This window comes from Caballeronia sp. HLA56, from assembly GCF_054655155.1.
The window spans coordinates 2,095,649-2,119,051 of the sequence record NZ_BAAHOB010000005.1; the positions used below are offsets into that span (position 1 = coordinate 2,095,649).

The following is a 23,403-nucleotide window of genomic DNA, read 5'->3' on the forward strand; positions in this document are numbered from 1 at the left end:
CATGTTAGCGCATCGTGGCTGCCCGGCGATCCGATCCGCGTTCAGCGCTTGAGGACTTCGCGATTCACGATGTTCTGCGTGAGCGTGCCATCGAGCGCGCCGATGAGGTTCTCGGCGGCGTTGAGGTTCATCGCGTGACGCGTTTCATGCGTGGCCGAGCCGATGTGCGGCAACGCGACGACGTTCTTCAGCTTGAGCAAGGGCGAATCGACGGGCAGCGGTTCCTTGTCGAACACGTCGAGGCCTGCCGCGCGAATCGTGCCGTCTTTGAGAGCTTCGATGAGCGCCGCTTCATCGACGGTCGGTCCGCGTGATGCGTTGATGAGAATTGCGCTTTTCTTCATTTTCTTGAGCTGCGCCGCGCCGATGATATGACGCGTCTGAGCCGTGAGCGGCACTTGCAGAAGCACGAAGTCGGATTGCGCAAGGAGGTCGTCGAGTTCGACACGCTTCGCGCCGTAGTCCTTCTCTGCTTGCTCGTTGGAACTGCGATTCGTGTAAAGCACGTTCATGCGAAAGCCCAGCGACGCGCGTCTTGCCACCGCGCCACCAATGCGACCGAGCCCCACGATACCAAGCGTCTTGCCCTGCACATCCACGCCGAAACCTTCTTCGCCCAGGCTCGCTTTCCAGTTCCCTTCCTTGACCCATTCCGCGAGTTCCACCACGCGGCGCGCGCTGGCGAGGATCAACGCGAAGACCGTATCCGCGGTCGATTCGGTGAGCACGTCAGGCGTATGCGTGAGCACGATGCCGCGTTTGGTCAGGTCGTCGACATCGAATGCATCGAAGCCTACCGAGACCGTCGAAAGCGCCTTCAAACGCGTCGCGCCTTCGATCATCGCGGGCGTGATCTTCGCGCTCGCACCGATGGCGCCGTCGGCATCCTTGAGCGCCGCGACGAATGCATCATGATCGGCCGGATCGACATGTACGACATCCGCATGATCGAGAAGGTACGCTTCGACATCGGATGGCAGAGACTTGTAGGCTACGATTTTCTTTCGGCTCATGGAGTTTTCAGGCCTTTGCAGGCTCATGGTAAGAGTGGATGACGGCCGCTGCGTTCGTGCTTTCCATTAAAGCATAGACAGCAGCGCTCTGGAGCTCTGGACATCACGACCCCACGGCGACGCGCGGACTCACCACCGCTGGCGGCTTCACGGCCAGCGTCAACGCCACGGCCACGAGCAAGGCCGCGCTCATGAAGACGTATGACGCAGCCGGCGATCCAGTGGCCCCGTTCAGGTATCCGACGACATAGGAACCCACGAACGAACCGAGCGCGCCCATGCTGTTGATGAGCGCCATGGCACCGCCCGCGACGTTTTTCGGCAGCAGTTCAGGCACGATCGCGAAGAACGGCCCATAAGGCGCATACATCGCCGCGCCTGCAATAACGAGCAAGACGTACGAAGCCCAGAAGTGGTTCGATCCAAGCAGATACGAACCCGCGAACGCCACCGCGCCGATCAGCAGGAATGGCCATACGAAGGCCTTGCGCGCCTGCGTTTTGTCGGAGGCCCAGGAAGCGAGCAGCATGGCGATGGTCGCGGCGAGATAAGGCACTGCGGATAGCCAGCCCGTCTCGACCATGCCGAGCGTGGAGCCGCTCTTGAGGATGGACGGCAGCCAGAGCACGAAGCCATACACGCCGATGCTCCAGCAGAAGTATTGCGCGCACAGCTTGATGACAGCGGGAGACTTGAATGCCTCGCCATAGTTCTTCACCGGCTTGATCGCCGCTTGCTCGGCGCGCAAGGTGGCATCGAGATCGCTCTTTTCCGCGTCCGTGAGCCACGTCACCTGCGCGGGTTTGTCCTTCACGATGAACCACCAGATCACCGCCCACACCACCGCAGGCAAACCTTCGGCGATAAACATGTGCCGCCAGCCGAACGAATTCACGAGATAGCCCGAGACGACCGACATCCACAGCACTGTCACCGGATTGCCGAGAATCAGAAACGTGTTCGCGCGTGAACGCTCCGACTTGGTGAACCAGTTCGCGATGAAGACGAGCATCGCGGGCATCACCGCCGCTTCGACGACACCGAGCACGAAGCGGATCGCCATCAGCGACGGTATGTTGCTCACCATGCCCGTCAGCGCGGCGCAACCGCCCCATAAAATCAGGCTCCAGAAGACGAGCTTCTTCACGCTGCGGCGTTCGGCGTAGATCGCGCCCGGAATCTGAAAGAAGAAGTAGCCGAGAAAGAACAACGCGCCGATCAGCGACGACAGTCCCTTGCTGATGCCCAGATCCTGATTGATGCCCGCCGCCGACGCAAAGCCATAGTTCGCGCGATCCAGATATGCAAGGCTATACGTGATGAAGACGATCGGCATGATCATCCACCAGCGGCGCACGGCGAGAGTCGGGGTTGAAGATGCTTGCATGGTTGTCTCCGAACACAGTTCGATTGAGTCTCTGATGATCACGCCGCGTCGAGGGCAGCGCCCACATCCTGAGCTTCGAGCACGTCGAGCGCGGCGCGCGTGGGCAGGCCCTCGCTGTCGCCGATCACCTGAATCGCCAGCGCGCCGATGCGGTTGCCGCGCGCGATTGCATGCCGCACGTCGCGGCCTTCGAGCAGCGCGCTCACTACGCCGACCGCGAAGCCATCGCCCGCGCCGACGGTATCCACGACCTTCGCGACGGGCACCGCGGGCACGATGCCGGCATCGCCATCGACGGTGCGGAAATACGCGCCGTATGCGCCTAGTTTCACGACCACGCCCTTCGCGCCCTGATCGAGATAAAACTTCGCGATGTCCTCGGGTTTCTCGTAGCCCGTCAGCGTCAACCCTTCGCTCACACCCGGCAGCACCCAGTCGGCAAGCGCCGCGAGCGCGTTGAGCGATTGCGCCATCGCGTCGCGCGACGGCCAGAGTGTCGGGCGCAAATTCGGATCGAAGGAAATAGTCTTGCCTGCTGCACGCATTTCGCGGGCCATGTGGAAAGCCAGTTCACGCGAACTCGCGGAAATGGCTGGCGCCACGCCCGTCAGGTGCAGATGCCGCGCGTTGAGCACGTAATCAGCGGCGTAATCGTCAAGCGAAAGATGGCTTGCGGCCGAGCCCTTGCGGAAGTATTCGACTGCCGGATCGCTGCCGTCGTCGCACTTGCCCTTCAACTGGAAGCCAGTCGGATAGCGCTCGTCGATACTCACGCGGCGCGCATCGATGCCTTCGGCCGCGAGCACATCGAGCACGTATTGACCGAAGGAATCTCGCCCGACACGGCTCATCCAGCCCACCTTGAAGCCGAGCCGCGACAACCCGATAGCCACGTTCAGATCCGCGCCCGCGACGCGTTTAGTGAACTGGCCGACCTTTGCCAGATCGCCCGTTTCGGCGGCGACGAACATGGTCATCGCCTCGCCGTACGTAACGATGTCGAGGGCGTTTCGTTGTGATTGCATGCGGTACCTTGTATTCAAAATGCCGCGATACGCGCGACCTGAACGGCGGCGTCATCGGCGTCGAGAAAGGGATATTCGATTCCGCGCGGCACGTCACGCGGCAATTGCGCGAGGAGCGCGGCGAAGTGCGCATCGTCTTGCGACGGGGCTATGGCGAAACGTCGCGCGCCCTCGCCTGTCACTGCCTTGCAATGGATATAGGCCACGTGCGGCGCGAGACGCACGGCGGCATCGAGCGGGTCTTGATCCGGCCAGCGCCAGTTGCCAGTGTCGAAGGTCATCGCAAGCCCGTTTTGCGCCTGCGCGGGCAAAGCCGCGAACAACGCCTCGAACGCGCCGATCGTGCCGCCCGCCTTCAACTGGCCGTTTTCGGCGACCACCCGCGCTGGCGACGACGCCACCGCGTTCAGCAACCGATCGAGCGTTGCCGCATCGGTCGCAACGCCGCGTTCCGTGCCGCCCAATTGCAGCTTCACGATGCGCGCGCCCAGCGCATGCGCCTCGCCGATGGCCTGGGCGAGCGCACTGTCATCGAGAGCGCCATCGTCGCGAAACAAGGTTGCGGGCGTCGAGTGGACGGCCCACAAACCGAGTGCGCGGATGCGCGCGCCGAGACGCGAGAGCGCGTCGAAACTGGCATCGGATTCGTCGGCGAAAAGTTCGCGGCGCACTTCGAAACCCTGGGCGCCAGCGCGCGCGGCTGCTTCGGCGCACACCGCGTGACCATCGGTGCGAACGGTGTCCGAGCCGAAGGCGCTGGCGACTACGACGACATCCGGGCGCATGCCGATTTTTGAAACATCAGATGAAATCACGCCTCTTTTCCAGTGAAAACTGACAAAAACTAGCGATTGGAACCGGTTCCATTATTGCAGTTTGAAAAGGACGCCGCAGCGTCCCAATGAAGACGAATAGTGCTCTTGGCGGTGCGCGTTGCGCCATAGTGGAATTCCCTAGCCGAGCATCGAGGCGTCCTGGCAGAGTTCGAGAAAGCGCGCGGCGACACGCGAAGGCGCGTCGGCATGAGGAAACAGGATTGAAAAGCGGCGCGTGAGCGGCGCCGGGCCGACGTGTACGCGTTGCAGCATGCCGTCCTCATGCCGGATCGACATTGCCGAGACGAAGCCGATACCCATGCCCGCCCGCACCGCTTCCTTGACGCCCTCGACGCCCGCGATTTCGAGCGCGACGCGCACGGCCACCTTGCCCTGGGCGAACGCGCGCTCGACGATCTGCCGCACGCCCGAGCCGCTTTCGCGCAGCACGAGCGGATAGCCGCCGATTTCATCCAACGTGGCGTTTTGTCTTTCAGTGAGCGGATGACCGCGCGGAACGATAGCCACGATCTCGTCGTCGCGCCAGGCAGTCACCGTAGTGCCCGACGGCAACTCGCCACTTGGCTGGCCTTCGATGAGCGCGATATCGAGCGAACCTAGCGCAGCGACGATTTCCGCCGTGTTCCCGTCGATGGTCGTCAGCGTCACGTCGGGATAGCGCTTGTGGAATGCGGCGATCAGATAAGGCAGCAGGTAGCTCGCGGGCGTCGTGCTCGCACCGATACGCAATGTGCCGCGCTCGAGCCCGCGCAACGCGTCCCGCAGCGCGTGTGCTTGCCGGAAGCTCTCGCGCACACGCTCCGCGTGGACGAGCAGCTGTTTGCCGGCTGCGGTCAGGCGAACGCCCCGGCCGTCGCGCAGATAAAGCGATTCGCCGAATTCGTCCTGCAAAAGTCGAAGTTGGCCCGACACGGCAGGCTGCGACAAATGCAACGCAATAGCTGCGCGGCTGATGTTGCCGTGCTCGGCAACAGTAGCGAAGGTTATCAGCTGATCCGGGGTCATCTTGCAAAAATATCAGATCAACCGATACATTGCATCCTAAATCACGATTTTTCATATGCATATGAGTGATTTAGGATTAGCACATCGCAACGCAATCTCAAAAGGACGCCCCATGTCCGCCGTACCCGCCGCACCGTCAATCGCCGAAGCATCGTCCACGCGTGGGCAGCTCAACGGAATTCTTTTCGTCGCGCTGTTCGCGGCAGCCGTGACGCATCTGTCCGCGCTGCCGTTCATCGCTGGATTGGGCATCAGCCCGTTGATCGTCGGCATTGCCGCGGGGACGATCTACGGCAACGCGCTGCGCCACGGCATGCCCGAAAGCTGGGCGGCGGGCGTGAACTTCTCCGCGCGCAAATTGCTGCGCATCGCGGTGGCGTTCTTCGGGTTGCGCGTGAGTCTGCAAGAAATCGCGCACGTCGGGCTGTCGGGTTTCGCGGTATCTGTGCTGGTGGTCGTGAGTACGCTTGCCATCGGCACATGGTTCGGCATGAAGGTCATGAAGCTCGACCGCGATACCGCCTTGCTCACGGCGGCCGGCAGCGCCATCTGCGGCGCCGCGGCCGTGCTCGCGTTCGAATCGACCTTGCAATCGAAGCCCCACAAGAGCGCGATGGCCGTTGGCAGCGTGGTCCTGTTCGGCACGCTCTCCATGTTCCTCTATCCGCTCGCGATTCACGCAGGCTGGTTGCATCTCGACACGCTCGGCACGGGCCTTTTCTTCGGCGGCACGATTCACGAAGTCGCGCAGGTCGTTGGCGCGGCAAGCAACGTGAGCCCGGAAGCGGCGCATATCGCGACAATCGTGAAGATGACGCGCGTCATGTTGCTCGTGCCGGTCCTGCTCGTGGTCGGCTTCTGGATCAATCGCAAGCGTCATGATCAAAGCGCACAAAGCGGCACGGGCAAGCTCGCGGTGCCCTGGTTCGCCTTCGGCTTCCTCGCGCTCGTGGTGGTGAATTCGCTGCACGTGTTGCCCGCCAGCGCGACCGGCACGCTCAACACGCTCGATACCTTCGCGCTCACCATGGCGATGACCGCACTCGGCATGGAAACGCGCATCGCGCAGATTCGCGAAGCGGGTCCGCGTGCGATTGCAACCGGCGCGATCCTGTATGCATGGTTGATCGGCGGTGGACTTGCGATCACGTATGGCGTGGAGCGTCTTTTCGGCTGATCGTATCGATGCTGGACACAAAAAAGCCGTCGACTGAACCGACGGCTTTTTTGCATTCGAAGCCCGCTTTCGCGGCTTACGCGTGCTTCAACGCTTGTTCGAAATCGGCGATGAGATCGTCGATATCCTCGATACCCAGCGACAAGCGCAGCATGCCGTCCGAAATGCCCATTGCGCGGCGTACGTCCGGACCGGCTTCGTGGAAGATGGTCGGTGCAACGGGGATGATGAGCGTGCGTGTATCGCCAAGACCGGTCGCCTTGATCGGGATCTGCAGCGCGTTGACGAAGTCGATCATGCGTTCGGGATTGCGCAACTCGAATGACAAGAGCCACGAGCCGTTTTTGAACAGACTCTTCGCGACTTCATATTGCGGATGACTCGGCAAACCCGGATAAAGCACGCGACCCACCGCTTCGTGTTTCTGCAGGAACTGCGCCAGTGCGAGCGCGTTATCGCTGCTCTTGCCGACTCGCAACGCCAACGTCTCCGCGCCCAGCGCAATCTGATGCGCCTGCTCGGACGACAACGCCGCGCCCATGTCGCGCAGACCCTTCTTGCGAATTTGCAGAAGCCCTTGCTCCTTCGCGGGCGAGCGCCGGTAGTCATCCGCGATATTCGGGTACGTGCTCCAGTCGAAGACGCCCGTGTCCGTGACCGCACCGCCGAGCGCCGCGCCGTGTCCTGCAATCGTCTTCGTCAGCGAGTTGACGACGAGGCTCGCGCCGACATCCTTCGGCCTGAAAAGCGCCGCGGACGTGATGGTGTTATCGACGACATAAGCGAGCCCGCGTTCGCGACACAGTTCGCCGATACCTTTCAAATCCGGGATCTGCGTGCCCGGATTCGCGATGGTCTCGACGAACACCATGCGCGTGTTGGCCTTGAGCGCGTTGGCGACGTTCGCGACATCGCCTGCATCGACCACCGTCACTTCGATGCCGAGCGTGCGCAGCGTGCCGAACACGCTATTGGTATTGCCGAAGACGAACTGGCTCGACACGAGATGATCGCCCGCGCGCAGAAGCGTGAGAAACACCGCGCAGATTGCGCCCATGCCGGTGCTGAAGCAGATGGAACCCGCGCCGCCTTCGAGCTTCGTGATCTTGCGCTCGAGCGCCGCAGTGGTCGGCGTGCCCTGACGAGCATAGTTGAACCCGCCCTTCTTCGTGCCTTGAAACACGCCGATGAGATCTTCCACGCGTTCGAAGCCATACTGAACCGACGTATGGATGGGTTGACGCACGCCGCCATGCTCGACGCCCGCGTCACGATCGCCGTGTACGATGCCAGTGGTGAAGCCTTGCTTGTCCATCTTCTCTCCGCTTCGAAGTCGTTCGCTCTCTGACGGGCATCGCGAATCGGCCCTCGAGCAAAGGATTCATTTTACATCGCGGCCCGCGCCGCCACGGCCCCAGGCGGGTACGCGTGTTGCTCGCCTGAGCACTCGTTCGCGTGCTCGACCCGCGGGAAGCAGCACGCGATTAACTTGCCAACCCAAGCATCCGCCGCGCATGGCGTCAAAAGCACAGCACGTTTGACAAGGAGCCCACGCATGGCTTACGAACTCTATTACTGGGACGGATTGCAAGGCCGGGGCGAATATGTGCGCCTCGCGCTCGAAGACGCGGGCGCCGAATACATCGATGTCGCGCGTTCGAAGAAAGGCATGGACGCGATGATGAAGCACCTCGGCAGCAAGACCGAGCCGCACATTCCGTTCGCGCCGCCGTTTCTGAAGGACGGCGATCTGATCGTGCCGCATGTCGCGAATATCCTGCTGTATCTCGGCCCGAAGCTGAAGCTCGCGCCGAAGGACGAAGGCCTGCGCTACGTAGCGCATGGCTTGCAGTTGACCATCGCGGATATCGTCGCGGAAGTGCATGACACGCATCATCCGCTCGCAACCGATCTCTATTACGAAGACCAGAAAGAAGCCGCAAAAACGCGCTCGAAAAATTTCCTGGACCAGCGCGTGCCCAAATTCATGGGTTATTTCGAGCGCGTGCTGAAGCAGAATCCGCACGGCGACACGCAAATGGTCGGCGACACGACGACCTACGTCGATCTCTCCGTCTTTCAACTCGTCGATGGCCTGCACTACGCCTTCCCGCGCGCGATGAAGACCTTCGGCAAGCACTATCCGCGTGTCGCGGCGCTGCATGACGCCGTGCTGCAACGGCCCAATATCGCCGCTTATGTCGATTCGGAACGGCGCATCCCGTTCAACGAATCCGGCATTTTCAGGCACTATCCCGAACTCGATGAGGACGCGAAGTAAGACGCGTCACTGAGTTCACTGATCGCCTCAACGAAACAAGGAGCCAGCATGATCGAAACGATTCCCTCCTTCGGCCTCGGCACATTCCGTGTCGATGCCGCGAAGACCACCGAAGCCGTCAGAAGCGCATTGCAGATCGGCTTTCGTCATATCGACACCGCGCAGTTCTACAACAACGAAGCCGCCGTCGGCGCGGGCGTGCGCGAGTCAGGCATTCCGCGCGAAGACGTCTGGGTGACGACGAAAGTCTGGTGGGACCGGCTGCAGCACGACAAGCTGATCGCGAGTCTCAAGGACAGTCACGAAAAGCTCGATATCGGCACGATCGATCTCGCGCTCGTGCATTGGCCGTCGCCCGAGGGCGCGGTGCCTATCGCCGAAACGCTTGGCGCGTTTCAGGAAGCGCAGAAGCTCGGCCTCATCCGTCATTACGGCGTGTCGAACTTCACCGCGCCGCTGCTCGAACAAGCGCTCGAGGCGCCGGGCGGCAAGGAGATCGTGACAAACCAGATCGAAGTGAGCCCGTTCCTCGCGAACCGCGCGTTGCTCGAAGCCACTCAACGGCTCGGCGTGAAAGTGACCGCGTATATGCCGCTCGGCGAAGGCCGCGCGCATAACGACATGACCATCAAGGCCATCGCGAAGAAGCACGGCGCGACGCCCGCGCAAGTGACCTTCGCTTGGCTTCTGGCGCGCGATATCGTGGTGCTGTCGGCATCGACGAATCCGGAGCATCAACAGATCAACTGGGATGCGCAAAAGCTCGAGCTCGACGCCGACGACATCGCGAAGATCGACAAGCTCGACGAAGGCAAGCGCAACGCGAATCCTTCGTTCGCGCCGAAGTGGTGAGCGCGTAGACCGAAGCGCTGGATGCTTCACTTGAAAAGCCTGGCTGTCTTCGATAGCCGGGCTTTTTTTCGCGCGCTCGAAAGTGGACGGATGATGCGCAATGCTATCCTTGCGTCGGCCTTATTCCATTTGCTTCTAAGCTTTCTACGATAATCCGTGCTTTCGTTCCTGCTTCGGCTGCGCACGCGCGCTCAACAACTCTTCCGTTTGTCGGATGCGCACACCATGCTCATCTGGGCAGTCGTCGTCGGCGTTGCGGGCGCGTTCGCGACATCGGCGTTTCGTGAAGGCATCGATTCGCTGCAACGGGCGTTCGGCGGCGAACCCGGCAACTTCGTCAAGATGGCCGAAAGCCTGCCGTGGCCGCTGCGTATCGTGTTGCCAGCGGCGGGCGGGCTGATCGCGGGCTTCTGTCTGATCGTCGCACGGGTTCGTCAAGACAAGCACGCGAACACGGATTACATGGAAGCGGTGACCATCGGCGATGGCGTCGTGCCCGTGTGGCAAAGCATCTGGCGCAGCCTGTCGTCGCTTTTCACGATCACGAGCGGCGGTTCCATCGGCCGCGAAGGGTCGATGGTGCAGCTCGCCGCGCTCGCTTCATCGCTTATCGGACGCTGGGTCCACTTCGATCCGCCGCGCCTGCGACTGCTCGTGGCGTGCGGCGCGGCGGCCGGGATCACCTCCGCATACAACGCGCCGATCGCGGGCGCGTTCTTCGTCACCGAAATCGTGCTGGGCTCCATGGTCATGGAGAGCTTCGGGCCGATCGTCGTGTCGTCGGTCGTCGCCAACATTACGATGCGCGAGTTCGCCGGGTATCGGCCGCCTTACCAGATGCCGGTGTTTCCGCCCATCGCGGGCCTCGAAGTGCTGCTCTTCGTCGTGCTCGGTTTGCTGTGCGGCGCGCTCGCGCCACACTTCCTGCGGCTGCTCGCAGAGTCGCGCAAGCGCTTTGCGAAGTTGCCGCTGCCCTTGCCGATTCGTCTCGCGCTCGGCGGACTGATCGTCGGCGTCATTTCGATCTGGTGGCCCGAAGTCTGGGGCAACGGTTATGAAGTGGTGAACTCGCTTCTGCATCAGCCGTGGACGTGGTCCGCGCTCTTGCTGGTGCTCGTCTTCAAGCTCCTCGCCACCGCCGCGACGGCCGGCTCGGGCGCGGTAGGCGGTATCTTCACGCCCACGCTTTTCGTCGGCGCCGTGCTCGGCTGTCTCTTCGGTCTCGGCGTTCACGCCATCTGGCCGCATTCGACTTCACAGCCATTCGCCTACGCCATGGTCGGCATGGGCGCGTTTCTCGCCGCGGCCACGCACGCGCCGCTCATGGCGATCCTCATGATCTTCGAGATGACGCTGTCGTACTCGGTGGTGTTGCCGCTCATGCTTTCGTGCGTGGTGGCATATTTCATTGCCCGAACCTCCGAGCAGACGTCGATGTACGAAGTCACCCTGCGTCGCACGCGCGAAGAGAAGGAGCGTCTGCGCCTCGCGGCCACGCAGATGCGCGAACTCGTCAAGCCGCCCGATACCGTCGTCCCGCTCGATGCAAACGTGAACGACATGACGCGCGTGTTCCTCGAATATCCCGTGAAGTATCTGTATGTCGTGGATGACGCGGGGCGCTTCCGCGGTGTGGTCGCACTCAAGGACATTACGTCCGATCTTCTCGACAAGCAAGACACATCCGCGCGTACCGCCGCCGATTACCTCCAGCCGCAATTCGACGTGCTCACACCCGACATGTCGCTCGGCGAAGCACTGCAGCACTTCCTCGCTTTCCAGGGCGAGCGGCTTCCTGTCATCGAAAAAAAGAGCGAACCGCTGCTGCTCGGTGTCGTGTACAAAACCTCTCTTCTCGACGCATACTTCCGTCTGAATCCGACGCAGCGCTAAAAGTGCGCGGCTGTGCAATTTCGCGGCGCATGCCGATCCGCAACGCTGGGTGGAAGCGGATTACTCATAAGTTAGAAATCACGCGAAGTGTTTGCGCGCGAGCACCGCTCGTTGCGCCCGTGCGAGGTCTGCTTCATTGGCATCCACGCATGAACGGTGCGCGAGGGACGTATCGGCATAGGCTTTGCTTGATGCTTCTCGCTGCCTACGTGAGGAGGGGTTGCCCGATGAAGACCTCAACGTTGTTGACGATGGCATTGGTTTCGGCGTCGTGTTACGCCGCGCCTCTGCACACGAGTTCGACAGACGATTCGGCCGTAGTGGCCGCAACGCGCGCTGCCTTGCGTGTGAACGCCGGGCCGGTCGCGCCGCCCGCGCCCGAAATCGCGGCAGATAGTCTCGACCACGCGCACTGGCGTCATGTGCCGCTGCCGAAATCGCGTACGCCGAGTCACGGCATGGCAAGCCAGACGATTCAGGTACAGACCTGAAGCGCTCACTTCTTCATCTACAGGAATTCCATGTCGGATACACCCGGAACTCAGAGCCTGAACGACGAACCCATCGACGATGAAATCGCCGAAGTCCTGCGTTATGCCGCGTTCCCAGCCAACAAGGACGCACTAGTGAATGCCGCGCGCGAAGCCGGTGTCAGCAACGATGTGATCGCTGTTTTCGATGGTCTGCCCGAACAAGACTATAAGGATGCGAATTCCGTCGAGCAGTTGCTCGGAAGCAATGGCGGTCCGGGAATCTCGGTCTAGGAAGGGCGTCTCAAAAAGCCGAAGTTGTCCCCAGCAATTGGGGACCACCCTGTTGAAAACCCGCTGTGAACTCGTCTAAGCATTTGAAGCGCAACGAAAAACACCCTGCGCTCCAAGTCGCGCCAACCTGCCCGCGCCCTCTGCATAACTTATCCCCCGCAAACGGGGAAATGCCTGTGAAAAAGCGCTTGGCGACTCAGCTAATTTCTTGATTCTGTTCGCAAATCGCCGTGCGGTGCGGATCAAGTCATGCTCTACGTGTCAAACGAATAGCTCGATCCTTGCCCGACTTGTCCACAGATTCTGTGGACAAGCCTGTGCAGTACGTTGCTCTTAGCTTCCGCGATACTGCGCCGCACTGGCCGGCGCGGCCGGCACGGCCTTCTTCGCCGGCGGCTTGGAAGCCGAGCCCGCGGCCGCACCCGACGACATATAAGCCGGCGCCGCCTTGGTCGTCTGCTTCTGTCCGGCAGGCGGCGCTGTTGGCGCATTGCGCATGTCGGCCAGCATCTGCGCGCACGGCAACGGCTTGTTGTTGCTCGGCTGGATCAGCGGGATCAACGCGGCAAACGGGTTGATGAGTCCAAGACCGACCATCGCACCGCCGCGCACCGCCAACGCGCCGACATTCACGCCAACCTTCGGGTCCTTGAACGTGCCCTTCACATACAGCGGCGAACGCAACGAAAAGATGCGGAAGCCCTTCGTATGCGGATGAATCCCCAGATCCATCTGTTCGCTCTTCAGATTGATGTTGCCGTCGACGTTGATGACCGCGTCGTCGGTATCGAGTGCGAAGACGCGCGAGTCGAGCACGCCATCCGTGACGACGAAATCGGTCGCGGCGCAGTTGATGTTCACATCGCGCTTGCCGAAGAGCTTCTCGTAGACGACGTTCGCCACGTTCAGGCCCGCCGCTTCCATGTACAGCCGGCTCACGGTGCCCTGCGTCACGAGCGCCTTTATCTCGCCGTTAGACGTTGCAGCAAGCGCGGCGGGCGAATTGCCGGTGGCGGACAAAGCTGCGTCGCCGTTCACTTCACCGAGCGCGGATTGCATGGTCTTCACGGTCGGAAACAGCTGCTTGAGCTTCAGATGCCGCGCCTCCGCCGACACGCGTCCCTTAAGAGGCGCCGCACTGCCATCCAGATGAATGTTCGACGAGAACGCGCCGCCCGCCACGCCGAACTTGAGCGGTTCGAATGACAGCACGCCATCCTTCATCACGACGTGCGTATAGAGATCCGTGATCGGCAGGTCGGGGTCCTTGATGATGCGCTGACCGGTGAACTTCACGTCGGCATCGATGGCCTTCCAGCGATCGGTTTTAAACTCCTCGGTCGGCAACGCCTTCGCCGACGGCTGCTTTTCCGTCTCGCCGCGCTTGGCTTTGCTCGCGTTCGAATCCGCACCGATGATCGGCGCGAGGTCCGCGAAACGCAGCAGATGCGACACGAGTTCGCCCTGAAGCAGCGGTCGCGGCTTCCTGCCCGCATAGACGAGCGAGCCGTTGATGTCGCTGCCACCCACGCGGCCCGTGAAGTTCTCGTAGTGGAATACGTTGCCGTCTTCCTTGAACTGACCGGTGAGACGCCCTTCCGTGGCAAAAGGAGGCGTTTCCGGCAGGGTCACGCCCGTGAACGGATACAGATGCGCCATGCTGACCGCCTGAATCCACAGCCGCAGATCGAGCGCCGCGAGATGCGCGGGATCGGTCACGGTGCCGACGAACGCGATATGCGTGTCCCCCAGGCGCACATCGGCCTGAACGGGGAACGGGCGCGCCGCGTCCTGCACCGCGAGCACGCCGCCGAGTTTGCCGTCGCCGGAAACCTTGCCGCCGTTGTAGGTGCCCTTGACCGTCCAGCCGAAGGCATACGGCGGAATCGGCGGCTTCACGCCTTCTTTCGTCGTGATGCTCTGATTGGCCGACGTACTCGCCGGATTCGGCGCCGACGCATTCGCCGCCGCAGCCGCGGATGCAGCCGAAGCGGCGGACGCCTCCGAAGCCGCCGCTGCATCCGTCTGCTTTCCCAGCTTGGCCGCGCCGCTCTTGCCGACCATCTCCGCCGACGATTTGCTCGACGCCTCCTGTTGCTGCTTCATCACTTCGCCGATCGGCACGGCCTGGCCGAGCGTATCGATATCGACCTGCATCTCGGCCTTGGTCACTTCGTCGTGCACGCCGACCGTGCCTTTTGCAAGCGAGATATCGCCGAGCTTGAGATTCCACGTCGAAGGTTCGGTGGACTGCTTGAACTTGAACGTCCAGTTGTTGCGGTTGTCCTTGAGCCGCTCGACATCGATGGAAGGATTCACCAGATTGATCGCGGGAATGACGATGTCGTGCGCGAGCAGCGGCAGCACGGCCACCTGAAAGTCGATTTCGTCGAGCGTGGCGAAATACTGGTTGCGCGCCCAGTCCGGGTTCGCGATGGTGATCTTTTCAGCCGAGAAGCGCGGCCACGGCACCCAGCGTTTCCAGCCCGTTTCGTTAGGCGGACGGCGCCAGCCCACCTTCAGATCGCCGGTAATATGAAACTGCCGCCCAATAGCTTGCGAGACTTTGTCATCGACCCACGGCCTCAGGCGATTCCAGTCGAACGTCAGGAAAATAACCACGATCACCGCTATCAGTACCGCCAGAACGGCAAAAAACCATGCGACGATCTTTCCGATTTTTCTGCTCGTGCGGGCCTGCGCCATGACCTCTCCATCCATTTTTTCTGATTGTGTGTGGCGCAGCACAGAGTGTGCCCGCGTGACGGTCGACGTGTGTCATGTGCGCCGCATGTCATGGGCAACGCCCGGCCTTTTCCGTAAGATGACGGCTCGATAACGCCCCACGAGGCCCGATGCCTTCTTCTTCACTCGTCGCAACCGTCGGCGTCGCACGGCGCGATACCGCGCGCGGCACCGTCCTTTTGCATCCCACGGATTTCGTGCTGAGCGAAGGCGAGCGCGCCGCGATCACGGGACCGTCGGGATCGGGCAAGAGCGTCTTCTTGCGTACCCTCGCGCTGCTCGATGCCTGCGACGAGGGTTACGTGACGTGGCGCGGCGAGCGTATCGCGCGCGCGGGCATTCCGGCTTATCGACGACGCGTGGCCTACATCGCTCAACGGCCCGCGATGCTGGACGGAAGTGTCGAGGACAACCTGCGTTATCCGTACACACTCAAGGCTTATCGCGATGCCCGCTTCGATCGCGCGATGGCCACGCAACTTGCGGAAGCGGCGGGACGCGGCGCGGACTTTCTCGACAAGGTCGCGAGCGAGTTGTCCGGCGGTGAGGCGCAGATCGCCGCGCTCGTGCGTGTACTGCAACTCGCGCCCGACGTGCTGCTGCTCGACGAGCCCACGGCATCGCTCGATCCGGCTTCGGCGCGCTCGATCGAAGCGCTGGTCAACGCTTGGTTCGAATCGGCGGACAAAGCGGACGGCAAACCGGGGAACAAGCGCGGGAGCATCTGGGTATCGCACGACCCCGAACAGGCCGCGCGCGTGGCCACGCGTCATTTGTCGATGAACGCGGGCGTCCTCACCGAAGCGAGCGCGCCATGAACGGTTATCAAAACCTCAGTCTCCTCGATATCGCGCTTGCGGCGGCGCTGATCGTGGTGAACGGCGTGTTGTCGGTCGCGCTCAATCTCGGGCTCGAACGCAAGCTCGCGATCGCGGCCATACGCACCGTCGTTCAATTGCTGCTGATAGGCTATGTGCTCGGCTGGGTGTTTGCCTTCAGCCGGTGGTATGTCGTGCTGCCGCTCATGGCGTTGATGACCATCATCGCGGGACTGTCCGCTTCGAATCGCGGACGGCGCACCTACGCCGGACAACGCGCCGACAGCATCGTGTCGATCTGGGCGAGTTCGTGGCTGATCGGCGCATTCGGGCTGTTCGTCGTGATCCGCATTCATCCGTGGTACGAGCCGCAATACGCCATACCCATTCTCGGCATGATTCTCGGCAATACGCTCACAGGCGTGTCGCTCGGCATCGAACGCATGACGGAGGAACTGACCGCCGGACGCGCGGCCGTGGAGATGTCGCTCGCATTAGGCGCGACGCGCTGGGAAGCCGCGCAAGGGCCCGCGCGGCAGGCCGTGCGCGCGGGCATGATTCCGACGCTCAACCAGATGACCGTCGTGGGCCTCGTCAGTCTGCCGGGGATGATGACCGGTCAGGTGCTGGCGGGACAATCGCCATTGCAGGCGGTTCGCTATCAGATCGTCATCATGTTTCTGATCGCGGCGGCTTCGGCGCTCGGCGTGGTCGGCGCAGTCGTGCTGACGTATCGGCGGCTGTTCTCGCCGGATCACCGCTTCATGGCCGCGAAGCTCGTGGAGAGGAAGGCGAAGAAGCGCTCTGCCTGAAGCGCTTCCTTTTCGCGTCACGCTCCGCGATATGCCCGCTCCAGTTCGTCGAGGTCAAGCTTCACCATCGTTCTCATCGAGGTCATCGTGCGATTGGCCTTGTCCGGGTCGGGGTCCTGCAGCATCTTGAGCAGCTTTCTCGGCGCGATCTGCCACGTCACGCCGAAACGGTCCGTGAGCCAGCCGCAGGCCATCGCCTGGCCGCCTTCGAGAAGCTTGTCCCAGTAGCGGTCGATCTCGGCCTGACTGTCGCATTTGACGAACAACGACAGGGCGGGCGTGAACTTGAATTCTGGGCCGCCGTTGAGCGCCATGATGTCTTCGCCTTCCAACTGGAACAGAACGGCGAGCACGCTGCCCGGCGTGCCCGGACTGGCCTCGTTATGCAGCATGGTTTCAACGATGCGCGCGTCCTTGAACACGCTCAGATAGAAGTCGACGGCCTCCTGCGCGTTGCCGTCGAACCATAGGCATGGCGATATCTTGTTCATGAGTCTCTCCTTGAAAGGCGCGTTATTCGCGCGGCGCGGTCATCGCCTTTTGCATGTCCTCGGGGCTCACGTCGCGTACGTGCGATGCCAACGACCACTGATGCCCGAACGGGTCGACGAGCCGGCCGTAACGGTCGCCCCAGAACATCTCGGCAACCGGCATGGTGACTTCGGCGCCGGCATCGATGGCCTGCGTGAACGTGGCATCGACATCTTCGACATAAAGGTGGATGGTCACCGGCGACCCTTTGATCGCCTTCGGGCCGAGCATGCCGAAGGTCGGGTTCTCGTCGACGAGCATCAGCACCGAATCGCCGATCTTGACCATGGCATGCATGAGCTTGCCGTCCGGTCCGGGCAGACGGCCCAGTTCGACGGCGTTGAAGGCGCGCACGTAGAAGTCGATCGCCTCCGCCGCGCCCGCGCACGTGAGGTGCGGGGTCAGCGAACGCATGCCAGGCGGAATGGGGTTGACGGCGGGTGTGGACATGGCTGGCTCCGTAGAAGTGACGAGACGCGCCGGGAATCGGCGCCGCTCTCCTACCCTACAACGTGCAAGCCAGGCGTCAATCGACATCGATCCGGACTTCGGCCGGATTTTTTTGCAGCTCAGGCGTCCGGCGTTTCGGCCAGCGTCTGAATGAGCCCTTCGAGCCGCGAAAAGTTGACGGGCTTCGTCAGATGATCCCGAAAACCTGCTTCCCGGCAACGTCGAATGTCTTCGTCCATGCCGTAGCCCGTGATGGCCACGGCGGGCTTGTCGGGCTGCAGCTCGCGCCACGCGCGCGCGATGTCGAGACCCGTGCCATCCGGCAAGCCGATGTCGCTCACAAGAAGATCGAACGACGCCTCTTTCGCGCGTTCGAGCGCAACTGCCACCGTGCTGGCGACAGTAACGACGTGACCGAGCATCTCCAGCACTTCCGCCATCGCCGATGAAGTCTGCTCGTTGTCCTCCACGAGCAATACGCGCAGCGAACGGCCGTGTTCGTGCCGCTTTGCCTCGACGAGCGGCTCGGCCTCGTGCTGCGGCTCCATTTTCGCGAGCGGCAACGTGAGCGTGAAACGCGCGCCCGCATCGCGGCCTTCGCTGTAGGCCGAGAGCGTGCCGCCATGCTTCTGCGCGAGCGTGCTGGCGATAGCCAGGCCCAAGCCCAGCCCGCCGAAGGAACGCGTGATGGAATCGTCGGCCTGTTCGAACGCGGAAAAAATGCGCGGCAATGCTTCGGCGCTGATGCCGATGCCGCTATCCGTCACCGATACCGCGATGGTCGCGCGATCCGGATTCCACGTCCGTACTTCGAGCCGCCCGCCCGCCGGGGTGAACTTCACCGCGTTCTTCATCAGGTTCCAGACGATCTGCTGAAGCCGCGCGGCATCGCCGAAAACGACGAACTGGTGCGCGTCGAAGCGCGTGTCGAGCGTGAGATTCTTCGCGCGCATGTCGGCTTCCGACATGTCGAGTGCGCTCGTGAGCAAGGTATCGAGCGCGACGCTCGCGAAATTCAGACTCAGCTTGCCGCGCGCGATGCTCGTCAGATCGAGCAGATCGTCGATCAGACGCGCCTCCAGTTCCACATTGCGGCGAATCAGTTCAAGCGTGGGATGCGCCTCGTGCGACAGCGAATGCTTCATTTCGAGCAGACGCACGGCGGCGAGAATCGGCGTGAGCGGCGTGCGCAATTCATGCGACAGCACCGCCAGGAAATGGTCCTTCGCGCGATTCGCGGATTCCGCCTGATCCTTGGCGAGCCGCAAGGCATCGGCGGCCATGTGCGCGTCGGTGGCGTCGCGCACGATCTTCGAGAAGCCGATCAGTTCGTCGTTTTCCGTGCGGATGGCCGTGGTCACGCCCGAGGCGAAGAACGAGTGGCCGTCCTTGCGCCACAGCCAGCGGTCGTCGCTGGCGCTGCCCTCGCGCCGCGCGATGTCGAGTTCGTCCTCGAATACGCCGGTTTCGCGGTCTTCCTGGTTATAGAAGATACTCGCGCTCTGGCCGAGCACGTCTTGCGCCGGAAAGCCGAGGATGCGCTCCGACGCCGCGTTCCACGTGCGAATACGCCCTTCCGGGTCCAGCGTGATGACGGCGTAGTCCTTCAACGCGTCGATCAGCATGCGAAAGTGCGTCTCCGTCTCGCGCAGCGCGCGCTCCACCGCAATGCGTTGCGCACGCTCGTCGCTCTCGCGCATGGCGCGGCGCACCACCGCGGGCAGCCGTTGCAGACGCTGCTTCAGCACATAGTCGGTCGCGCCGCGTTTGAGCATGTCGACGGCGTGTTCTTCGCCGAGCAGCCCGGACACGAAGATGAACGGGGTATCCGGCGCGCGCTCGCTCGCGATGCTCAGCGCCTCGATGCCGGAGAACGTGGGCATGACGAAGTCCGCGAGGATCACGTCGAAGCGCTTGGCGGCGAGCTCCGCGATGAAGTTCGCCGAGTCGTAGACGATGGACGCATCCACCGCGTAATCGGCGCGCTCGAGCTGAGCGATGGTCAGCTCCGCATCGAGTGCGTTGTCTTCCACGAGAAGCAGATGCAGGGGCTGCATGGTCTAGGCGGCCTCGCGAGAAAACGCGCGGCGGCGCACGATGCGGTCGATATTGGCAGTCACGAAGTTCACGAGGTTCACGTCGGTCATTGCGCGGACGGCGGTCGGCGAAAGCGCGTGGAACCCGGCGGCGGCTCGTTGAGCACGGCCCAGAACACGCCGAGATCGCTGATCGCCTCGACGAATTCCGCGAACTCCACGGGCTTGACTACATAAGCATTGACGCCAAGTTCATAGCTGCGCACGAGGTCCTGCTCTTCGCGCGAGGACGTGAGCATGACGACAGGCACGCTTTTCAGAACCGGGGTCGAGCGGATCGTGTCGAGCACTTCGAGCCCGTCGATCTTCGGCAGTTTCAAGTCGAGCAAAATGACGGCGGGATTGCCCGGCGTGCGCTCCTTCCAGTCGCCTTCGCAAGTGAGATAGTCGATAGCTTCCTGACCGTCGCGCGCGATGATCACTTCGTTCGCAAGCTGGCTTTTGTCCAGCGCCACGAGCGTGAGTTCGAGGTCGTTCGGATTGTCTTCGACAAGCAAAATCGGTTTAAGCATGGTCTGGTATTGACGCTGATATTCAGGTTCCCGACGGCGCGCCGGAACCCAGGCGGACGCCTTCGCGGCCCGTGACATGTCGAAACACGACCGGCAGGGAGAAATAGAATACCGCGCCTTCTCCGAGCCGCCCTTCCGCCCACGTGCGTCCCTCGTGCCGTTCGATGATCCGCCGCACGTTGGCGAGGCCGATACCGGTGCCCTCGAACTCCTCCGCGCGGTGCAGCCGCTGGAACACGCCGAACAGCTTGGCTCCATATTTCATGTCGAAGCCGACGCCATTGTCCCGTACGCCGACGATGTACTCGTCGCCGCTTTTCTGGGCGAATATCTCGATTTTCGCCGATTCTCGCGTTCTCGTATATTTCACCGCGTTCGAAATGAGGTTGCGCAGCGCCAGTTGCAGGAAGGCGGCGTCGCCCGTGATGCGCGGCAGATCGCCGATGACCCACTCGATCCGGCGCTCAGAGGCATCCATTTCGAACTCCCGCACGATCACGCCGACGAGCTGGTTCAGGTCGACCGGAGCGGGTCTGAGCGCCGCGCGGCCCATCTGCGAGAAGGTTAGAAGATCGTCGACGAGCGTGCCCGCGAAGCGCGCCGAATCCAGCATGTTGTTCAAAAACCGCCGGCTCTTTTCCGACATGCGCTCGCCTTCCAGTTCGCGCAGCAGGTCGCCGTAACCCGCGATATGGCGCAGCGGCGCGCGCAAGTCGTGCGATACCGAATACGAAAACGCTTCGAGTTCCTTGTTCGCGCGTGCGAGTTCGGTCGCGAGTTCCGCGCGTTCCTCGGCACGGCGCAGCACGATATTCAGAAGCGCGCCGCGCAATTCGTTGGCGATTTCGATCTCGCCCTGACGCCACATGGCGGAATGCCCGCGCACCGTTTCGAGCCAGGGACTGAAGTTCGTGCGCGGGGCGCTGGCGCCTTCCGCGTCGCGAATCTTGACCGGCTCGCCCGCCCACTTGATGGTCTGCATCACCTCGGGGCGAAACCACAGCAAATAGTTGCGAAAAATCTGCGATACCGGCACGGCGAGCACGCCGCACGCCTTGTCCTCGTGCGCCTTGGCGGGCGGCCATTCGCGCGCGAGCGAGTCGCTTGCCCACACGCCCGTGGTGTTTTCCGCGAGCCAGTGCGTGAGCGCGCGCACCGTGTTTTCATCGGGCGTCGCGCCCATGAGCGTGACGTTTTCATCGAAGACGATAGCCGCGCCCGCCGAACGCGCGAAGCCCAGCACGTCCTTCGGCGCCGCCTGCAGGCCGGCCACGAAATTGGTGTGCTCGCCCATCGCGCTGACGAGACGGCCCATCGTGCGACGCAGTTCGGCGAGATATTCGCCCTCGGCGCGCTCTTCCTTTGCCTCGATCTGCAGCGACAGCATGTGCCCCAGATGTTCGACCGCCAGCCGCGTATTGAACGACACGATGCGCGGATCGTGATCGTGACAGGAAATGAGGCCCCACAAGCGCCCGCGCACGACGATCGATACCGACATCGACGCATGCGTGTTCATGTTGCGCATGTATTCCAGATGCACGGGCGAGAAGCTGCGCAGCGTGGCGTAAGTGAGGTCAGTCGGGCGGCCGGTCAGCGGATTGAGCGCCGGCACGAGGCGCGCGGGGCGATAGTTCACATCGGCGACGAGGCGAATCCGGTGCCGCATATACAGCGCGCGCGCCTGACGCGGAATGTCGGAAGCCGGAAAGAACTGATGCAGAAAGGACGCGTAGCTTTCGTCGCGATTTTCCGCGAGAACATGACTGCGGCCTTCCTCGTCGAAGCTGTAAAGCATGACGCGACCGAAGCCGGTGATCGCGCGGACTTCTTGCACGGCGAGTTCCGCGAGTTCCTGCACGGTGCCGGCATCCTGCAAACCGCGCGCGAACGTGCGCACGAGCGGATACATGGACGCGAAAGCGGCGTCGCCGATTGCGGCCGTTTCCATCTCGACGATGAGCGCGCCTTCATGGCGATGCACCGTCACATCCAGGCGCACGGAGGCATGGTCCGCTTTGGCGGCATCCACCGGGCCGACGTAAAGCGGCGCGTCGTCGATCTCCGCCGTCGCGGCGGCTTTCGCAATGCGCTTCGCGCCCACATCGCCCAGCACTGTTTCGAGCGATTCGCCAGGCAGCGTCTCGATGTCGCGGCCCGTGAGCGCAGCCAGATTCTCGCTTGCCTGCAGAATGCGCAGAGCGTCGTCCAGCACGAGCAGATAGCCATGCGGCTGGATGCCACCGGGTGCATGGATGGGCTCGGCGTCGCAGTCCTTGCTCGCAATGCCGGAGTCGAGCGTCAGGCGGCGCGCGACGGCATCCGGCGGACCTTGCGAGTCGCCGTGAAAGGACGCAGAACCGGCTGGTCCGCTTGCCGCCTCGCTCATGTGGCCACTCCGCTCACGGCCTGAAGGTCTTCGACCTCCGCGGATTCCGGGCACAGCCACGCCTGCATGCTCTCGAAGGTCGCGATGGCGGCATGCACGGCTTCGTCGTATTGCGCCTCGGGCACCGTCGCCGCGGCGGTCGTGCGGAAGGCGTTCCACATGCTGCCGGTGTGCGAACCGTAACCTTCGAAATAGGCGTTGCCGAAACCGGGTTCGAGATCAAGCAGCTTGGCAATATGCGGCGCGATGAAACGCCCGCCCAGGGTCGAACCTTCCATCACGTACATGGAGCCGATCGCGCTCGCGACGCTCTTGATCTGCGGCAGATCGTAAAGCGCGTGAGCACGCGGGACCGAACCCACGGGCACGCGCTCGCCGGTGAGCACGGCGAGATCGGCGGCGATGAGCGGCGCCTTGCGGCGCTCATCGAAAAATACTTGCAGCGACTCGGGCATCTGCGCGCCCGCGACGTCTTCCCACGGCGCGATGTAGCCGTAGAAGCGTTCGAGCAGCGCAATGTATTCGGCGCGTTGCAGGCTGTCCTGCATGAGGTCGAGCGCGTTCTCGAGCCGCGTATGGCATACGGCGGTTTCCTTCTTGAGCCGGGACAATAGATCTTGGGGCATGTTCCGTCGGGTTGGCTGAGGACGCTATGGATGTTCAAGCAAGCAAACGAGGCTTGCATCGGAAGCGCTTACCGGATGAAACGCGCGGCACTGAATGATCCGGTAGAAAACGCATGATCGACGTGTTCTGCTTTCGAAACAAAAATCATTTTACGCAACCGTCTCACGCAATGTCAGTGCAAGACTCGTGG

The 23,403-nt window shown here is 62.4% G+C and carries 21 protein-coding genes; 8 read left to right on the top strand and 13 right to left on the bottom strand.

The window, feature by feature from the left end; all coding sequences use genetic code 11:
• Window positions 1-41 precede the first annotated feature (41 nt).
• The 5 genes from ACYQ47_RS29395 to ACYQ47_RS29415 all read right to left on the bottom strand — a co-directional run bounded on the left by ACYQ47_RS29395 (window position 42) and on the right by ACYQ47_RS29415 (window position 5,266).
• The gene (locus ACYQ47_RS29395; RefSeq protein WP_459908213.1) at window positions 42-1,013 is read right to left on the bottom strand and encodes a 2-hydroxyacid dehydrogenase; all 972 of its coding nucleotides are present in this window, start codon (window positions 1,011-1,013) and stop codon (window positions 42-44) included.
• A 103-nt stretch (window positions 1,014-1,116) separates the two neighbouring features.
• Window positions 1,117-2,400: an MFS transporter gene (locus ACYQ47_RS29400; RefSeq protein WP_459908215.1), complete on the bottom strand. Its 1,284-nt coding sequence runs from the start codon at window positions 2,398-2,400 to the stop codon at window positions 1,117-1,119.
• 38 nt (window positions 2,401-2,438) lie between these two features.
• Window positions 2,439-3,425 (bottom strand): sugar kinase, encoded by a 987-nt coding sequence (locus tag ACYQ47_RS29405; protein WP_244827810.1) that lies wholly within the window; start codon window positions 3,423-3,425, stop codon window positions 2,439-2,441.
• 14 nt (window positions 3,426-3,439) lie between these two features.
• The gene (locus ACYQ47_RS29410; RefSeq protein WP_250464698.1) at window positions 3,440-4,210 is read right to left on the bottom strand and encodes a sugar phosphate isomerase/epimerase family protein; all 771 of its coding nucleotides are present in this window, start codon (window positions 4,208-4,210) and stop codon (window positions 3,440-3,442) included.
• A 168-nt stretch (window positions 4,211-4,378) separates the two neighbouring features.
• Window positions 4,379-5,266, bottom strand: coding sequence for a LysR family transcriptional regulator (locus ACYQ47_RS29415; protein ID WP_459908218.1), 888 nt, complete (start codon window positions 5,264-5,266; stop codon window positions 4,379-4,381).
• Between the two features lie 112 nt (window positions 5,267-5,378).
• Between ACYQ47_RS29415 and ACYQ47_RS29420 the strand changes: the two genes are divergently transcribed.
• The gene (locus ACYQ47_RS29420) at window positions 5,379-6,443 is read left to right on the top strand and encodes a YeiH family protein (RefSeq protein ID WP_459908220.1); all 1,065 of its coding nucleotides are present in this window, start codon (window positions 5,379-5,381) and stop codon (window positions 6,441-6,443) included.
• Between the two features lie 76 nt (window positions 6,444-6,519).
• On the opposite strand, the gene ACYQ47_RS29425 is transcribed toward ACYQ47_RS29420, so the two are convergent.
• Window positions 6,520-7,758, bottom strand: a complete 1,239-nt coding sequence (locus ACYQ47_RS29425) for a cystathionine gamma-synthase family protein (protein ID WP_250492449.1) — start codon at window positions 7,756-7,758, stop codon at window positions 6,520-6,522.
• A gap of 240 nt (window positions 7,759-7,998) precedes the next feature.
• Here ACYQ47_RS29425 and ACYQ47_RS29430 point away from each other — a divergent pair, with 240 nt between their 5' ends.
• From ACYQ47_RS29430 to ACYQ47_RS29450, 5 genes are all read left to right on the top strand, one after another.
• Entirely contained in the window at window positions 7,999-8,724 is a 726-nt protein-coding gene (locus ACYQ47_RS29430; protein ID WP_459908222.1) for a glutathione S-transferase, read from the top strand.
• Window positions 8,725-8,772: 48 nt separating this feature from the next.
• Window positions 8,773-9,576, top strand: coding sequence for an aldo/keto reductase (locus tag ACYQ47_RS29435; protein WP_459908224.1), 804 nt, complete (start codon window positions 8,773-8,775; stop codon window positions 9,574-9,576).
• Between the two features lie 156 nt (window positions 9,577-9,732).
• Window positions 9,733-11,469 (top strand): ClcB-like voltage-gated chloride channel protein, encoded by a 1,737-nt coding sequence (locus tag ACYQ47_RS29440; RefSeq protein WP_244827804.1) that lies wholly within the window; start codon window positions 9,733-9,735, stop codon window positions 11,467-11,469.
• 227 nt (window positions 11,470-11,696) lie between these two features.
• Window positions 11,697-11,960, top strand: a complete 264-nt coding sequence (locus ACYQ47_RS29445; protein ID WP_244827803.1) for a hypothetical protein — start codon at window positions 11,697-11,699, stop codon at window positions 11,958-11,960.
• Window positions 11,961-11,990: 30 nt separating this feature from the next.
• Window positions 11,991-12,233 carry a DUF2795 domain-containing protein gene (locus tag ACYQ47_RS29450; RefSeq protein ID WP_459908227.1) on the top strand — a complete coding sequence of 81 codons (243 nt, stop codon included), beginning with the start codon at window positions 11,991-11,993 and terminating at the stop codon, window positions 12,231-12,233.
• Between the two features lie 333 nt (window positions 12,234-12,566).
• On the opposite strand, the gene ACYQ47_RS29455 is transcribed toward ACYQ47_RS29450, so the two are convergent.
• Complete coding sequence (locus tag ACYQ47_RS29455) at window positions 12,567-14,939, bottom strand: AsmA family protein (RefSeq protein ID WP_459908229.1); 2,373 nt, start codon at window positions 14,937-14,939, stop codon at window positions 12,567-12,569.
• Between the two features lie 149 nt (window positions 14,940-15,088).
• Between ACYQ47_RS29455 and ACYQ47_RS29460 the strand changes: the two genes are divergently transcribed.
• Both ACYQ47_RS29460 and ACYQ47_RS29465 read left to right on the top strand, forming a co-directional pair.
• Window positions 15,089-15,796: an ABC transporter ATP-binding protein gene (locus ACYQ47_RS29460; protein ID WP_459908231.1), complete on the top strand. Its 708-nt coding sequence runs from the start codon at window positions 15,089-15,091 to the stop codon at window positions 15,794-15,796.
• Window positions 15,793-16,608, top strand: coding sequence for an ABC transporter permease (locus tag ACYQ47_RS29465; RefSeq protein ID WP_459908233.1), 816 nt, complete (start codon window positions 15,793-15,795; stop codon window positions 16,606-16,608). Before ACYQ47_RS29460 ends, ACYQ47_RS29465 begins: the two co-directional genes overlap by 4 nt.
• Window positions 16,609-16,625: 17 nt before the next feature.
• On the opposite strand, the gene ACYQ47_RS29470 is transcribed toward ACYQ47_RS29465, so the two are convergent.
• The 6 genes from ACYQ47_RS29470 to ACYQ47_RS29495 form a co-directional block, all read right to left on the bottom strand.
• Window positions 16,626-17,099 carry a VOC family protein gene (locus ACYQ47_RS29470; protein ID WP_459908235.1) on the bottom strand — a complete coding sequence of 158 codons (474 nt, stop codon included), beginning with the start codon at window positions 17,097-17,099 and terminating at the stop codon, window positions 16,626-16,628.
• A gap of 22 nt (window positions 17,100-17,121) precedes the next feature.
• A complete protein-coding gene (locus tag ACYQ47_RS29475; protein WP_244827797.1) occupies window positions 17,122-17,589 on the bottom strand; it encodes a VOC family protein in 468 nt (155 codons plus the stop codon).
• Window positions 17,590-17,708: 119 nt separating this feature from the next.
• Window positions 17,709-19,646, bottom strand: coding sequence for a hybrid sensor histidine kinase/response regulator (locus ACYQ47_RS29480; RefSeq protein ID WP_244827796.1), 1,938 nt, complete (start codon window positions 19,644-19,646; stop codon window positions 17,709-17,711).
• An 86-nt stretch (window positions 19,647-19,732) separates the two neighbouring features.
• Window positions 19,733-20,197, bottom strand: coding sequence for a response regulator (locus ACYQ47_RS29485; protein ID WP_244827795.1), 465 nt, complete (start codon window positions 20,195-20,197; stop codon window positions 19,733-19,735).
• A 22-nt stretch (window positions 20,198-20,219) separates the two neighbouring features.
• Window positions 20,220-22,586 carry an ATP-binding protein gene (locus tag ACYQ47_RS29490; protein ID WP_459908239.1) on the bottom strand — a complete coding sequence of 789 codons (2,367 nt, stop codon included), beginning with the start codon at window positions 22,584-22,586 and terminating at the stop codon, window positions 20,220-20,222.
• Entirely contained in the window at window positions 22,583-23,212 is a 630-nt protein-coding gene (locus tag ACYQ47_RS29495; RefSeq protein WP_459908241.1) for a biliverdin-producing heme oxygenase, read from the bottom strand. Before ACYQ47_RS29495 ends, ACYQ47_RS29490 begins: the two co-directional genes overlap by 4 nt.
• Window positions 23,213-23,403: the final 191 nt, after the last annotated feature.

Coding starts and splice junctions, on each gene's coding strand:
- ACYQ47_RS29490 (WP_459908239.1), bottom strand. CDS start 22,586: ATGAGCGAGGCGGCAAGCGGACCAGCCGGTTCTGCGTCCTTTCACGGC.
- ACYQ47_RS29450 (WP_459908227.1), top strand. CDS start 11,991: ATGTCGGATACACCCGGAACTCAGAGCCTGAACGACGAACCCATCGAC.
- ACYQ47_RS29430 (WP_459908222.1), top strand. CDS start 7,999: ATGGCTTACGAACTCTATTACTGGGACGGATTGCAAGGCCGGGGCGAA.
- ACYQ47_RS29475 (WP_244827797.1), bottom strand. CDS start 17,589: ATGTCCACACCCGCCGTCAACCCCATTCCGCCTGGCATGCGTTCGCTG.
- ACYQ47_RS29460 (WP_459908231.1), top strand. CDS start 15,089: ATGCCTTCTTCTTCACTCGTCGCAACCGTCGGCGTCGCACGGCGCGAT.
- ACYQ47_RS29470 (WP_459908235.1), bottom strand. CDS start 17,099: ATGAACAAGATATCGCCATGCCTATGGTTCGACGGCAACGCGCAGGAG.
- ACYQ47_RS29395 (WP_459908213.1), bottom strand. CDS start 1,013: ATGAGCCGAAAGAAAATCGTAGCCTACAAGTCTCTGCCATCCGATGTC.
- ACYQ47_RS29445 (WP_244827803.1), top strand. CDS start 11,697: ATGAAGACCTCAACGTTGTTGACGATGGCATTGGTTTCGGCGTCGTGT.
- ACYQ47_RS29415 (WP_459908218.1), bottom strand. CDS start 5,266: ATGACCCCGGATCAGCTGATAACCTTCGCTACTGTTGCCGAGCACGGC.
- ACYQ47_RS29425 (WP_250492449.1), bottom strand. CDS start 7,758: ATGGACAAGCAAGGCTTCACCACTGGCATCGTACACGGCGATCGTGAC.
- ACYQ47_RS29405 (WP_244827810.1), bottom strand. CDS start 3,425: ATGCAATCACAACGAAACGCCCTCGACATCGTTACGTACGGCGAGGCG.
- ACYQ47_RS29455 (WP_459908229.1), bottom strand. CDS start 14,939: ATGGCGCAGGCCCGCACGAGCAGAAAAATCGGAAAGATCGTCGCATGG.
- ACYQ47_RS29480 (WP_244827796.1), bottom strand. CDS start 19,646: ATGCAGCCCCTGCATCTGCTTCTCGTGGAAGACAACGCACTCGATGCG.
- ACYQ47_RS29465 (WP_459908233.1), top strand. CDS start 15,793: ATGAACGGTTATCAAAACCTCAGTCTCCTCGATATCGCGCTTGCGGCG.
- ACYQ47_RS29410 (WP_250464698.1), bottom strand. CDS start 4,210: ATGCGCCCGGATGTCGTCGTAGTCGCCAGCGCCTTCGGCTCGGACACC.
- ACYQ47_RS29495 (WP_459908241.1), bottom strand. CDS start 23,212: ATGCCCCAAGATCTATTGTCCCGGCTCAAGAAGGAAACCGCCGTATGC.
- ACYQ47_RS29485 (WP_244827795.1), bottom strand. CDS start 20,197: ATGCTTAAACCGATTTTGCTTGTCGAAGACAATCCGAACGACCTCGAA.
- ACYQ47_RS29400 (WP_459908215.1), bottom strand. CDS start 2,400: ATGCAAGCATCTTCAACCCCGACTCTCGCCGTGCGCCGCTGGTGGATG.
- ACYQ47_RS29420 (WP_459908220.1), top strand. CDS start 5,379: ATGTCCGCCGTACCCGCCGCACCGTCAATCGCCGAAGCATCGTCCACG.
- ACYQ47_RS29435 (WP_459908224.1), top strand. CDS start 8,773: ATGATCGAAACGATTCCCTCCTTCGGCCTCGGCACATTCCGTGTCGAT.